Annotated in this window: 9 protein-coding genes and 1 pseudogene; 4 read left to right on the top strand and 6 right to left on the bottom strand. The window is 44.3% G+C overall.

The annotated features are described in order from the left end of the window. Nucleotides 1–151: 151 nt before the first annotated feature. Both V7K30_RS32765 and V7K30_RS32760 read right to left on the bottom strand, forming a co-directional pair. A complete protein-coding gene (locus V7K30_RS32765; RefSeq protein WP_335006550.1) occupies nucleotides 152–4,561 on the bottom strand; it encodes a PAS domain S-box protein in 4,410 nt (1,469 codons plus the stop codon). 188 nt (nucleotides 4,562–4,749) lie between these two features. Next, complete coding sequence (locus V7K30_RS32760; RefSeq protein WP_335006548.1) at nucleotides 4,750–7,170, bottom strand: glycoside hydrolase family 31 protein; 2,421 nt, start codon at nucleotides 7,168–7,170, stop codon at nucleotides 4,750–4,752. A 620-nt stretch (nucleotides 7,171–7,790) separates the two neighbouring features. On the opposite strand from V7K30_RS32760, the gene V7K30_RS32755 reads away from it, so the two are divergent. Beyond that, nucleotides 7,791–7,904: a DUF433 domain-containing protein gene (locus V7K30_RS32755; protein WP_335006546.1), complete on the top strand. Its 114-nt coding sequence runs from the start codon at nucleotides 7,791–7,793 to the stop codon at nucleotides 7,902–7,904. A gap of 214 nt (nucleotides 7,905–8,118) precedes the next feature. Here V7K30_RS32755 and V7K30_RS32750 read toward each other — a convergent pair whose 3' ends face one another. Further along, nucleotides 8,119–9,183, bottom strand: coding sequence for a YheT family hydrolase (locus V7K30_RS32750; RefSeq protein WP_335006544.1), 1,065 nt, complete (start codon nucleotides 9,181–9,183; stop codon nucleotides 8,119–8,121). A gap of 158 nt (nucleotides 9,184–9,341) precedes the next feature. Here V7K30_RS32750 and V7K30_RS32745 point away from each other — a divergent pair, with 158 nt between their 5' ends. After that, on the top strand, nucleotides 9,342–10,085 hold the full coding sequence (locus V7K30_RS32745) for a response regulator transcription factor (RefSeq protein WP_334798913.1): 744 nt from the start codon (nucleotides 9,342–9,344) through the stop codon (nucleotides 10,083–10,085). Nucleotides 10,086–10,608: 523 nt separating this feature from the next. Here V7K30_RS32745 and tnpA read toward each other — a convergent pair. After that, nucleotides 10,609–11,046, bottom strand: coding sequence for an IS200/IS605 family transposase (gene tnpA, locus V7K30_RS32740; RefSeq protein ID WP_335006614.1), 438 nt, complete (start codon nucleotides 11,044–11,046; stop codon nucleotides 10,609–10,611). A gap of 96 nt (nucleotides 11,047–11,142) precedes the next feature. Between tnpA and V7K30_RS32735 the strand changes: the two genes are divergently transcribed. After that, nucleotides 11,143–11,913, top strand: a complete 771-nt coding sequence (locus V7K30_RS32735; protein ID WP_335006542.1) for an RNA-guided endonuclease InsQ/TnpB family protein — start codon at nucleotides 11,143–11,145, stop codon at nucleotides 11,911–11,913. A gap of 142 nt (nucleotides 11,914–12,055) precedes the next feature. Here V7K30_RS32735 and V7K30_RS32730 read toward each other — a convergent pair. After that, nucleotides 12,056–12,672: pseudogene (locus tag V7K30_RS32730) on the bottom strand (cryptochrome/photolyase family protein); the annotation flags it as partial. Between the two features lie 91 nt (nucleotides 12,673–12,763). On the opposite strand from V7K30_RS32730, the gene V7K30_RS32725 reads away from it, so the two are divergent. Continuing rightward, nucleotides 12,764–12,913, top strand: coding sequence for an SDR family oxidoreductase (locus V7K30_RS32725; RefSeq protein WP_442941129.1), 150 nt, complete (start codon nucleotides 12,764–12,766; stop codon nucleotides 12,911–12,913). Nucleotides 12,914–12,984: 71 nt separating this feature from the next. Here V7K30_RS32725 and V7K30_RS32720 read toward each other — a convergent pair whose 3' ends face one another. Continuing rightward, on the bottom strand, nucleotides 12,985–13,776 hold the full coding sequence (locus V7K30_RS32720) for an SAM hydrolase/SAM-dependent halogenase family protein (protein WP_335006540.1): 792 nt from the start codon (nucleotides 13,774–13,776) through the stop codon (nucleotides 12,985–12,987). Nucleotides 13,777–13,825 lie beyond the last annotated feature (49 nt).

Raw genomic sequence — 13,825 nt, 5'->3', positions numbered from 1 at the left:
TTAAAACATCCTCTAATGCAGGTATTCACCAACTACCCTAAACTGCAAAGAAAAAAACTGCTTTTTGGTAATTGGGAAAAACTTGGAATTTTGTATAAATTTTGATATTAGGAAAAAGGGGAATAGGGCATTGCCCAATGCCCCATTTTCTCTAAGTCCGTCCAACAAGGCTGGCGACTACTGTAGCTAACTCAGCTGCCTCAATAGGTTTAGGTAAATGCAGCTGATAACCTTCTTGTATAGCTCGCATTCGATCCTCTGCCCTAGCATAAGCTGTCAACGCTGCTGCGGGAATATTTCCTCCTAATTCTGGTGGTTGCGATCGCAGTTTGCGGATCAAAGAATAACCATCCTCTTGGGGCATACCGATGTCACTGACTAAAACATCTGGTTTCCACTGTGTAATTACGTGCAATGCTTCTTGAACTGATGCTACAGCCTGAACTTCGGCTTGGCACTGTTCGAGGACTGTGGTGATGAATTCACGGGTATCGCTTTGGTCATCTACAACCAGGACGCGCACGCCAAACAGGGAGAGGGAGACAGGGAGACAGGGAGAGAGGGGCAAAGGGACAAAGGGGAGAAGGGGCGGACTCTTCAGAAGTGGTAGTTTGACTGTAAACGTCGCTCCTTGTTCTTTACCCTGACTATCTGCGTGGACAGTACCGCCATGTAATTCTACTAAATGATGCACGAGCGCTAATCCTAGTCCTAATCCACCATAGGTTCTAGTGCTAGAACTATCAGCTTGACGAAAGCGATCAAAGACGTAAGAAAGAAAATCAGGACTGATACCAATGCCTGTATCAATCACCTGAATTTGGGCATATTTATCCGTTGTCTGTTGTTTTTCTTGGCCAGTGACTACTGACAATTGCACCTCAACCCGTCCTCCTACGGGTGTGAATTTGATGGCATTGGATAGCAGATTCCAGATGATTTGCTGCAAGCGCTCGAAATCCCCGGAAACTAAGAATTGAGAATTTTCGCAAAGCTTGCTGTCCTCTAAGTGTTGATTGGTTTGGGATTGTGTTTCTGGAGATTCTAGATTTTCGCAATTGATTTCTAATCCCCAATCTGAATTTGGCGCGAATGTTACCACGGGGAGTATCCCCGGTAGCGCATTTCGCGTTTCTTTTGAGGGAATTATGGAAAATCTCAAATCGATTTCCTTAGATTGAGCGGCTAGCTTAACAGTTGCGATCGCTGACTCAATCATCGGAACCAAATTACAAGTACCAACATTGAGGTGTAACTTGCCTCTAATCATCCGCGATATATCCAGCAGGTCTTCAATTAGCTGGGTTTGGGCTTTAGCATTGCGCTCAATTGTCTCCGTAGCCCTAGCCATTTGAGTTTCATTAAGCTTGCTTCGTTGCAGTAATTGCGCCCAGGCAAGGATGGCATTGAGGGGCGATCGCAACTCGTGGGATAATATCCCCAGAAACTCATCCTTCATCCGGTTGGCCTCTTGCAACTGCTCAGTTTGTTGTTGCAAAGAAGCAATTAAACTAGCCCGTTCCATTGCGATCGCTATTTGGTCGCATACTGCTTGCATCATCCCCTTTTGATTGTCGGTGAAGCTTAACCGAGTGCGGCTGCCAAAAGAAAGAGTACCCAACAGCCTTCCTTGGGCGATCAATGGGTATGCATAATAAGCAGTAATGCCTAAAGAGCGAATCAATTCTGTTTGCGGGTCAGTGAATTGCTGCACATTCTCTACAGCTATGGGATGGCGTGAGAGCGCTACAGTACCGCAAACCGCTTCACCAAATGCCAAACATTCAATTTCTTTAGCCATTTCCTGAGAAATGCCACTGTAAGACCCCAACCGCATTACCTGAGAGTTATCCTCAACCAAATAGTTAAAGTAAATATCTAAACCAATTTGCTGTGAGAGTTTTCGGTAGACGCTATCGATTAGTACTACTGGTTGCTGGCTTGATAGTAAATCGTTAGCTGTGTCGAATAGTAGCTTTAGCCTTTTGTAACCTAACGAGAGGGCTTTTTCTGCCTGTTTGACGTTGCTAATCTCTTGGAAAACCAAGATACAGGTAGCCGGATGACCGTGCATTGCTGGCAGGGTATCAGCAAATACTAGTAGAGAGCGCACACCACCAGGAGTGTGCCAGTCTACCTCCAATCCATTCAGGCGTTCGCCAAGGGAAACCCGCACTCCTGGCATTTGCTCATTAGGGATGCGATCGCCAGCCGCATCTGTATAGTGGTAAACTGTGTGGTAATCTGCGGCGGGTACACCTTTGGGAAATTCCCCGCCAGCTAATTCGTCAGCAGAGCGATTGGCAAAAGTTACCCGCGCCGTTCCTGGTTCGATAAACAGCAACGGTCTGGGCATCAGATTTAACACATCCTCCAGCCATTTTTGCTGATTTAGAAGTACTTCCTCTGCCTGTTTGCGCTCCGTAATATCTAAAAATGCACCAACACTTCCTCTGGTTTTACCCTGTTCGTCAAACAGGGGTGCAACGGACTCCAACAGTTTGACGATTTTTCCATTTTCATGGACGACATCGAGTTCACAATCCAGAACTTCGACACCATGAGTAGCAGAGTATTGCATTGGGAGTTCCTCTGCTGACAGTTCCCTTCCTTCTCGGTAGAATTTAAAGCTTGTCGGTTTTTCGGACAAGGGAGCATTGAGGGAGGCATTAGAATCTGACGATATCCCCAACTGCTTGGCAAAAGCAGGGTTGACCTTGATATTTTGGCATTCTGGATCTTCGGCAATGCCAATTCCAATGGGAATTACCTCCAACAAAGTTTGTAACTCAGTAATGCGACGCTGTAGATCCTTGTTTAGTTGTAAGATTTTTTCCTTAGCTAGTTTTTGCTCGCTGATGTTGCGAGTCACAGTTGCTAAGGCAATTGGCTGACCTGTGTTGTTATCTGTAACAGTGAAGATGTTGTAATCAACTGGTATTGGTTGACCTGTTTGGAGGTGCCGGAAGCAGAATTCTCCCTGCCAGCGCCCTTCTAATAGTACAGTCGGCAGTATATATTCTTGAAAATAGGCTTTGTCTTTGGGCATGACGTAATCTAATACTGCTTTTTGCCTCACTTCATCAAGGCTGGCAAGCCCTACCAGCTTTTGACCTGCATCATTTATGTAGAGTAATTGACCCTCAAGGGTGGCGATGCCGATAAAGTCAGAGCTATTTTCTACCAGCGATACTAATTTTTGTTGCTCTGCTTCTGCTTGCTTGCGTTCGCTCAAGTCGAGGATAAACGCTACTGACTCTTCCCGCTTTTCTCCTAGCAGCACGTAACCAACTAAAACCGGGATGCGGCTACCATCCTTGCGAATATATTCTTTTTCGTAGGGCGTACAAGCAGCGTTGGTGTTTCCTTGTGCTTCGGCGACACCTCGCTCATCCAAGTATAGATACTCTGGTGGTGTGATATTGCTCCAACTTAATCTACCTGCTAACAAATCCTCCCGCGTATAACCAATCATCCTCAGATATTCATCGTTTGCCTGCTGGATACCGCCATACACGTCGCCAAACAGAATACCGATGACGTTAGCATCTACAAAACTCCCCAGTTTATCTTCGTGGGTTCTCAGTGCTTCTTGGGCGCGTTGGCGTAGCCCATCGGAGATATCGCGTTGATGGCTGAGGCGTTCAATAACTGCCGCACTTTGCCAAATCAAAATAGTAAAAATTACAATCAGGACGATCGCAAACACCGATACTGCAAAAGCCGGATCGTATTGTCCTGCCCGTTGACCTTCAACAATTACCCATCCCAATATAAAAGGTACTGCGATCGCGGCAATTAATAAACGACGTGCAAGTAAGCCGCCGTAGGTATCACTTGTAACTACCCTCATTAACCCCTGTTCTGCTCGCGCCCACAGAAGGCCAATACTTAGTAAGCTGAACAACACCGCTGTGTGTAAGGCCATTGATGTTGTGTAAGGGGCTAGTCCGTAGAGAACTTTCACTTTATAGGCATAGCCCATGAGCGCCTGAAAGGAAATTAAAGTAGCGATCAGACCAAAAATCTGGGCATACCAATAACTGCGGTGGGTTTTCGGATGAACCAGAAGCTGTAGGGCGACACTGACCAGCATAAAGTTCACTGCTGTGTTCACCCCCATTCGCCCTGGATGCGATGTCGCTATACTAGTTAGCGAATCACGGAACACCATCTCGTCAATGCCGAAATTCCAGCCAAACAGATATTGACAGAGTGTAAGCGTAGTAATTGTGGTGACAGCTATTGCACAGACCCTAGAGATTAAGAGAGTGGAGAAGTAGGGGAATAATTTTGAATTGTCTCCCCCTGCTCCCTCTTTCTCTCCTGTTAAAAATAGCCACAGCGACACACCACACAGCACAAAACACAGCGCTGTGTTGACTTTCATTGTGGCAGGACTACCACCGAAGCCGCGCTTCAGAACTTCAATGCCAATACACCAGCCAACTAGTACCAAGCTGCCAACAAAAACAGCGATCGCACTTGCGACTTTTGCCACAAGCGAATTTGTACGGATTTTAAATATATCTTGCAGCCGCAAGCGGTTAACCTTTAACATTGAGTATTCTCTAACCGCATCTATCTAGCGTAGTAAACTTCCGTATTTCTTACGGGTTAATTATTTAGCTCCTTTGTATTTTAGGCTACCCCTTGACTTGCTTTTCATCTACCTCTATGCATATTTTTTCTTGCACAATTTAAGGTAGGAAATTAATGGTGGCTCAAAAAACCACCTTTGCGAATATTTCAAAATTGCAGAGTATGTCGCTTCCCATCATCTTGGAAACGTTGCTCTCCAACACCAACAAGTTCTACAATCACTTCACGCGTTGGTGGTGTCCATTTCCCAACTCTGGCTTCAATTTCCACTACTATTTGGTTTGCCTCTGTAAATACGCTTATATTTGTTAGCGAAAAATTCTTGTCTTGAAACTCGTTTGTGTGTCCATCATCTTCAAATAGCTGATATTCGTTATTACCAGGCCAAATCCGTAATCGGATTTCGTCGAGTGGGGCTTGATCAACGTATTGTCTGACAGGTTGCATAGGAACGATCGCACCGCCACGGACATACAGTGGCATTCTTTCGAGTGGTGCATGAGCAAGAATGTGAATCGGGCCTTCATAGCGATCGCCACTCCACCAATCATACCAAGTGCCGACGGGTAAATAGACAGCTCGATGCTCAACTCCAGGGCGGTAAATTGGTGCAGCCATCAGCGACGCACCTAGCAAGACTTGATCGTAGAGAGTGTAAGTTTTCGGATCGTTGGGGAAATGGTATAATAATGGTCTTAAAATTGGTGCGCCCGTTGTTACCGCTTCCCAAAAAAGAGTATAAATATAGGGAAGTAGTTGATAACGTAGATTAATATATTCTCGACAGATATTTTCAACGCGATCGCCAAATACCCAAGGTTCATGACGAGCAGTAGACATTGCCGAGTGACCGCGCATCAATGGGTAAAGCATTCCTACCTGCATCCACCGAGCGAATAATTCAGCTGTGGCGTTACCAGCAAACCCGCCAATATCGCAACCCACAAACCCCACACCCGAAAGTCCCATATTGCAAAGCATCGGCAGAGACATTTCTAAATGCTCCCACAACGATTGGTTATCTCCCATCCACACAGAAGACCAGCGTTGCACACCAGCATAACCCGATCGCGTTAACACAAACGATCGCTCAGAGCTTCGATGCCTTTCCAACCCTTCATAGCAGGCTTTAGCCATCATCAACCCATACAAGTTATGCACTTCTGTATGAGTCGCGTCAATTTTAGATTTTGGATTTTGGATTTTGGATTGAAAATTATCCTCATCTCCCCCTGCTCCCCCTGCTTCCCCTGCTTCCCCTGCTCTCCCATCTCCCCCCTGTGGTGCATCTAGCGGAAACCAAATCTTTTCACCATCATCGCCGAAAGGGCGATCGTTTATGGCAGGTTCATTCATATCATTCCAAATTCCTGCCACACCAACATCAGTTAAGCTTTTGTGTAAATCAGCCCACCAGTTAGACACATCAGGACGTAAAAAGTCAGGAAAAACAGCTTTCTCAGGCCAAACGTAGCCGTGGAACAACGCACCATCAGCTTTACGCACAAAATAGTCGTTTTCTAATCCTTGGTCAAAAACATGATAATCGGCTTCTGGTTCATACTTCACACCAGGGTCAATGATTGTGACTGTTTTGAAACCATCCTTTGCTAAATCACTGATGAGTTTTGCCGCGTTGGGGAAACGCTGAGGACTCCAGGTAAACACCCGATAGCCCCGCATATAGTCAATATCTAAGTGAATAACATCGCAGGGAATGCGGCGTTGGCGAAATTCCTTTGCTAGTTCCCGCACAACAGTTTCTGATTCGTAACTCCAGCGACATTGATGATAACCTAGCGCCCATTTCGGCGGTAATGGCATTCTCCCAGTTAGCTGAGTGTAAGTCTCCAGAATTTGAGCAGGTTCGGGGCCGGAGATAATGTAATAATCCAATTCACCGCCACGAGTTTCCATCTTCCAAATACCTGGTTGTTCAGCACCGATATCGAACTGACTCCAAAAAGTAGTATTGAAAAAGATGCCATAACTTACCTGGGGGCGCAAAGCCATAAAAAATGGAATTGCTTGGTACATTTCATCAGTAAGTGCATCATAATCTAAGGCATCTGTTGTCCAGTTGGTTTTTACTTCGCTGAGTTTATCCAGCCAGCCTGTGCGTTCACCAAAGCCATAAAAATGTTCGTCGGCTGCAATTTGTTTCCACCCTGCAACTGCGCCCATCCGCCAACCTATCCCCATCTCTGCATCTTGGGCAAAGGGACGATTAGCTTTGTCAAAACAGGCGATGCGACACTTTTCTCGCTGGACACACACACGAATCTGTGCTGTTTCAATTTCTACTGTTGCTTCAGTTTCCTTTACTGCAAAAGGTGTTGTCGCCCATTCTGCATCATCTAGCGTCACTGCCCAAGAACGGCGGGGCATAAATTCCCCAGTTTGTGCGAAACGCACGCGGATTAAATTGGGAGCAAGTACGCTGATGGTGAGGCGTGAGTCGCCACAGTCAAAATTAATAATATTATTGTCCCAGGTTACAGCTTTTACATTGCTAACAGTTGTCCAAGGTTGGTTCGTAGTGGGGAGTTTTCCGAAATATTGCGGCATATCAGTTATTAAGCAGGTTAACACTTGTCCGCATTCATGATTACAGAGATACTCAGCCTCAAACTCTTTCTTTCGCTAGAAGTTGGGTGAAAGATTAGCAGATATTTTTTAGCAAGAGTGATTTTTGTAATGCACAAGTTTATGTCGTTACCACACTAAATACAGCATTTCTTTAATTTGTAGCGAATTAAAGAAAGGCAATACCCTGCAATGCCAATGCGTCGGCCGCCTTGTTAATGCGTTGGCTTACAATGCCAATGCGTCGGCCGCCTTGTTAATGCGTTGGCTTACAATGCCAATGTGTCGGCTGCATTGTTAATGCATCGGCTTACAATGCCAATGCGTCGGCTGCATTGTTAATGTGTCGGCTGCATTGTTAATGTATCGGTTTGCAATGTTATAGCGGTTCTCAGTTGAGTGAGGTACAAAAACCCCACCCCCAACCCCCTCCCCGCAAGCGAGGAGCTTGCTCTGATGTACTTCATGTGGTTAGAAAACGCATATTAAGTCCGGGTAATTAGTTATGATTCCCACAGTCATTGCACCTAGACACGACCCAGCTAGTGAAGTTTTTTAGTTATAATCTTAATTATTACCTTTGCTATGAAAAATTATTGATTATGGATTGGCGACAGTATATCCATACTGACCCAAAAATATTATTAGGTAAACCAACGGTAAAAGGTACGCGGTTATCTGTTGAATTTATACTTGGTTTATTTGCTAATGGTTAGACAGTACAGCAAGTTTTAGATAATTATCCAACTTTAACACCACAAGCTGTGCAAGCTGTGTTTATGTTTGTTGCTGAATGTATGCGAGATGAATCTTTGTATATGCTACCGTTTTTATCTGAATCAGCGTGATGCGATTTTTAGCAAATGAAAATTTCCCGATGATGAGTGTGGTACGCTTGCGGGATGCTGGTTATGATGTAGCTTATGGTAGTTACGAATTACGCTTTTCCTCCAACCATTGTAAAATCCTATTCCATGCCCACCAAGGATCAGAATCTTGTACTTGGCGCTGGCACTCTTTGCTACTCAAATAGCCAACATGGCCGCCGTACTGAGTGAGCAACAAATCTATTGCGGGATTGCGATCGCAGGCTTCTTGTAATTCCGGTATGATAGCTGGGTCAAAAAGTGGATCATCAGCAGCATATAAAATCAAAGTCGGTTTTGAGATTTGCGGCAATATTTGTAAAGCACTACTAGCTCGGTAATATGCTTCCACAGAAGAAAAACCTAGTCGGTTAATTACTAGTTCATTGTCAAAACCCCAAATACTATTCGCCCGTTCAATCGCCGCTGGTTCAATGCTTCCAGGATGAGCATCATGGATTCGCCATGCCAGTTTTTTTAAATTCTGTGCAATCCCTGCTTCCAAATATCTGCCGAAGGGCTTTGTAACTAGATAAGATAGCGATCGCTCTGAATCTAAACTCGGACAAATCACCATACCACCGCCAATATCGCTATCTTCTAGCCCTAAATCTCCATGCTCCCTAATCACCTCACCAGCCACCTTCACCGCCCATAGCGCCAATTGCCCTCCTAAAGAAAACCCTGTAAACCAAAATTTCCCCGGACATCCCATTGCCTTAGCAGCGGCGGCGATGCGAACAAAATCTTCCCCCTCATACAAACCATCAGAAGTCAGAGTCGGGGACAATTCGGCAGTTTTCCCGTGGGCCCGCCAATCAAATAACACCACAGCGTATCCTTGAGCATAAGCTTTACGCCCTAGCACTCTCAAAAACCATTCTGTTTTCAATTCTCCAGTAATGCCATAAGTACCGATAATCGTGCTATGAGCATTTTCAGGGATAGCAACCAAGCCAAAAATTGGCACACCTTGGCCACCAACAAAGATTTTCTCGTGATAAGACGGTTCTTGTAATGGAGTAGTACTTTCCCAGTAACGTTTTCCCCACAAAGCGGTGTATATAGTCATCATCACACCGTTTTGTAAAAACCAAGACGGATTGTAGGGCGGAGTATAACACATCATAGACTATAAGATTTCGTGTAGTTGAGTCTTGATTTCATAGTCATTTAATCTTAATATTTATGTAAGATTTAAAATCTTTTTTAGAATCGATTCCAAAATCTTTGTATCTATACAAAGGTTGTTATTTATCCTTAATAAGTAGTAATAATTTTTTAAGAATGCCGAGGATTCTTGTCATAGACGATGACCCAGCGATTTCAGAACTAGTTGCCGTCAACTTGGAAATGGCTGGCTACGATGTTAGTCAAGCTGAAGACGGCATCAAAGGTCAAGCGCTGGCTCTCCAGCTACAACCAGACTTGATCATGCTAGATTTAATGTTGCCCAGGGTAGATGGGTTTACTGTTTGCCAACGCCTGCGCCGCGACGATCGCACCTCTGAGATTCCCGTGTTAATGTTGACGGCTTTGAGCCAAACTCAGAATAAGGTGGAAGGCTTCAATGCTGGCGCAGATGACTACCTCACCAAGCCTTTTGAAGTTGAAGAACTGCTGGCGCGGGTGCGGGCGCTTTTGCGGCGGACTGACCGCATTCCCCAAGCAGCAAAGCACAGTGAGATTCTCAACTATGGCTCACTCACTCTCGTTCCCGAAAGATTTGAGGCAATATGGTTCAATGACACAGTGAAATTGACTCACTTGGAATTTGAGCTACTTCACTGCTTATTGCAACGCCACGGTCAAACAGTTTCTCCCAGCGAAATCCTCAGAGAAGTTTGGGGCTACGATCCTGATGATGACATAGAAACGATTCGAGTCCATATTCGCCACTTGAGAACCAAGCTAGAACCAGATCCCCGCCACCCCCGCTATATTAAAACAGTATATGGTGCAGGATACTGTCTTGAGTTACCCGGTATACCTCCATCAAATGAAGGGGCTTCGGTAACAGTCGTTGAATGAAATCACCCTAAATTCCCTTAACTAAGCCATCACTTAGGCAAGAACTCTCAGAAACTCTTAATTCCTTACCGTTTAGTTAAGGTTATTGGTGGGATTTTCCGGCTTGTAGAGACGTTGCATTGCAACGTCTCTACAAGCGCATCCGTGATAGTCGAGGATAAAGCGTCTTTTGTCAATGAGTTAAAATACTCAAAAGAAGCTTAATGAAAATGATAATTGTGTGGAGGAGAGGGAGAGGATGCGAGTGTCAGTCGCACTCCTCTGCCTCTTTTTGATTATCATTATTTTCAAAGTCTTTGACAGCTTAAATATTATATGAAAAAGTTATGAAAAAGTATTGTAACAACAGAATAACTTTGTCAAAAATAAGCTTCATTCTTAGGTAAATTCAGTTATCAAGCTGAAATACATATAAAATTGGAGTTAACAAAAATGCGGTTTTTTATCAGGATTCGCGGAAAACCCCATCCGTCTATAGCTCAGGGGATGGATAGCGGTCTGCGGAGCGGAGTGGAGTAGACAATCATTCTTTGCCGCCTGACTGTTCTTTAATATAAGCCTTAACTATTTCCAATGGCGCTCCACCACATGAAACCACACATTTAGAATCGTGCCATAGTTTAACTTTCTCCCCCCAATAAAATTTACCTATCTCGGACTTATATTGTTGTCTTAAAATCCTGCTAGAAGCAGACTTAAGCGAAGCCATCAAATCAGAAATATTGTTGTCTGGATGTAGATTGATAAGCAAATGCACATGATCTGGTTCTCCATTAAATTCCTCAAGGATACACTGATTGGCGGTTAATACCCGCACAAAAATAGGCTCCATATCTGCAAGCATCGCTTCTGTAAAAACTAACCGGCGAAACTTAGTTATAAAAACCATGTGTAGATGAATGTCAAAAACAACGTGCGCTCCTTTTCTTAAAAAGTTCTGCGCCGGGAGACCCGGACGCACAGACTTTTCGCTCCTTAAACTATTTCTATTCACTTCGAGTCAAGCCTGAAATCTATGATATAGTACTGAGAGTAACATAATTACACGATTCGACTGATGTTGTATGGTTGCCAACAAATATTATTAAATCCTGATAATGATCTAAAAGCCATTTTAGAGTTTTTGTGTGGTGAAGCAACAAAACTCTCTAATTGTGGAACTTATTACGCACGCCAGCTTTACTTTAAGACGGGTGTTATCCCTAGCAAATTTGATCTAAATAATGAGCTATCTGGCAACATTCATTTTGCGGCAATGTACTCTCAAGCAGCACAACAATGTTTAATGAGCGTAGCGGAGTCGTTCAAGTCTTTTGTGGGACTCCTTAAGGGAATAAAAGCTGGGACTGTGACGCAAAAACCCAAGCTTCCAGGGTATCGAAATGGCGGGTTAAGTTTGGTGACATATCCATCTATTGCTATAAAATTGAAGCCCCAAGGTCTGCGTTTTCCATTGGGCAGCAAGGTTAAAACATGGTTTGGAGTAGCAGAATTTTACTTGCCCATGCCATTGAATCTTGACCATAAGCAAATTAGAGAGTATCGAATTCTGCCTAGAAATGGTGAATTCTATTTAGAGCTTGTTTACAAACTTTCAACCATTCAATCTGATGTAGATTTTAGCAAAGTGATTGGTATAGATCCAGGACTCAATAATTGGCTAACTTGTGTTAGCAATGTTGGCACATCTTTAATTGTAGATGGACTGCACCTCAAGAGTTTGAATCAGTGGTACAACAAACGAATATCTGTTCTTAAAGAGAATCAACCACAAGGTTTCTGGTCTAAACAGTTAGCTTTCATCACCGAAAAACGAAATTACATTTGAAGTTTTTGCCTATATAACATACGCATGATTAAAGGCTGTTGCAGAGTGGCAGTTATCGATGAGAGGTTAACATAAATGACAAAAGTGGAATTATCTTAACCATTACCCAGTCATAAGCATCAATAAACACTGCATGGAACTAGTTTTCTACAAATTGTGGTGAAATTGCGGCAATCAAAGCAAAATTACTCAACACCATTAGCCGTTGAATATGATGAGCGTAGCCAGTGCGTTCCACTTGCGTGAGAATCTGGTGTAGACAATTCATTTCGGTTTTACTTGTCCAGAAAAAATCGGGAAGCGGTTGTGTATGGTTAAACCAATTTTTATCTGAGTAATCTGCATCTACATAGTGATAGATGCCGTGCATATATTCTCGCCAACCCAACATCTGCCGAATGAAACCTTCTACACTATTTAAAGGTAATTGGTGTTGGAAGTATGCTTGTTGTCCAGCTTGAATTACCTCCATTGGTTGGAGTAACCCAATATTCAAATAAGGAGAAAGTAGCGCGTGCCACATTGTTTCTTCTCCCGTTACCATTGCATCTTGGTAGGGGCCAAAATGCGGTAGGCGATTTTGAATAAACCAGTCTAATACTTGAAGTGCCTGTTGGCGATTTATTCCCCAGCGAAAAGGTTTATCTCACCATAAGTTGGGCAAGTGAGAGAATTAACTTGAGCAATGACATCGAGAGTAATTTCGTCTGGTTCAAACCATTGTGCAGGTGGTGTATTGAATTTACCTTTGGGCGGTTGACCTCAAAGAACGCCACATCCGGGTCAAGGTCGTCAGCCCTGGAATCATTCCTACACCAGCTGACGAGATCGCCTTGGGATAACTGACGAAATGCATACACCGATGTTGAATGGCATTCCGCTGGGGCGCGTGGGAACACCGGATGAAGTGGCAAAAGCTGTCGTGTTCCTGGCTTCAGACGACAGCAGTTATATTACCGGCATTGAATTGTTCGTCGATGGCGGTGTGGCACAAATCTAATCGCTTTTGGTCAGGACACGACAAAGCCAGCCCGTACTCAGCCACGGTAACAGAAGCCAACTACCCTACTTTTAGGCAATTCGAGTTACTTGCTGATTCACACGGGGACGGCCAAAGCGCTCCCAAGCACTCCCTCCTCGCAGAAATAGCTCCAGGAAGCGCAATGGTTCTCCTGAATCGCCTCTTGACCAACCGGAACTACCAGGAGCAAAGGCTAAAGTTCCTTCAGACACCTTGAAACTGCCGTCAGAATACACTGCATCACTGACTACATCTCCAATTCGGATCACGATTTTGGTTTGAGGCTCCAAGTTAAGTGTATGCGCCCCAATAGTTGTTTTAATGTTGCCGTAGCCATCAATCCAGGCAATTCGATCTGGTGGAACATCTGGGATTTGCTCACTCTTAAGGCTATCTCCCAAAAGGCTAAAATCTTCACTCATAATGGCAGCCGCAGCCGGAGGAAATACATCCCGTGAGCGAAACTGCGAACCGCCACGAGAAACGTTGACCACTCGCAACTCCTTTGTATAGTCTTTGATAAAAGAGAGGGTGTAGCCCGCATTCACACCCACGACTTTTACACCATTGGATAAAAGCGCATAAGTTAGTCCTTCACCTTCATTGTCCCGACGGGCTTCGGGATCATCTTGACGAGGGGCACAGTTATGATAAATTAGGCGATCGCTAGGGCCTGGGTTGAGTCCCAGTTGGGCAATCCAGAATCCCGTTGCCAATGTACTGAATGCTGGAACCGAAAGCAAATGAATTTGGGCATCGGGAAAAGCCATCAGCAGACGTTGTGTGACTTCAGTAAATGCCGGATCTCCTGTACCGTAGTCTGCAATGACGCAGATAAACATTCTATTCCTCCTTTTGATGGGTAGTAATTTGCAATCAACCTAATTCATA

The sequence above is a fragment of the Nostoc sp. genome (assembly GCF_036917655.1).
Lineage (GTDB): Bacteria > Cyanobacteriota > Cyanobacteriia > Cyanobacteriales > Nostocaceae > Nostoc.
The sequence above is the reverse complement of the archived record's forward strand: the minus strand, read 5'-3'. Positions and strand labels throughout refer to the sequence as shown.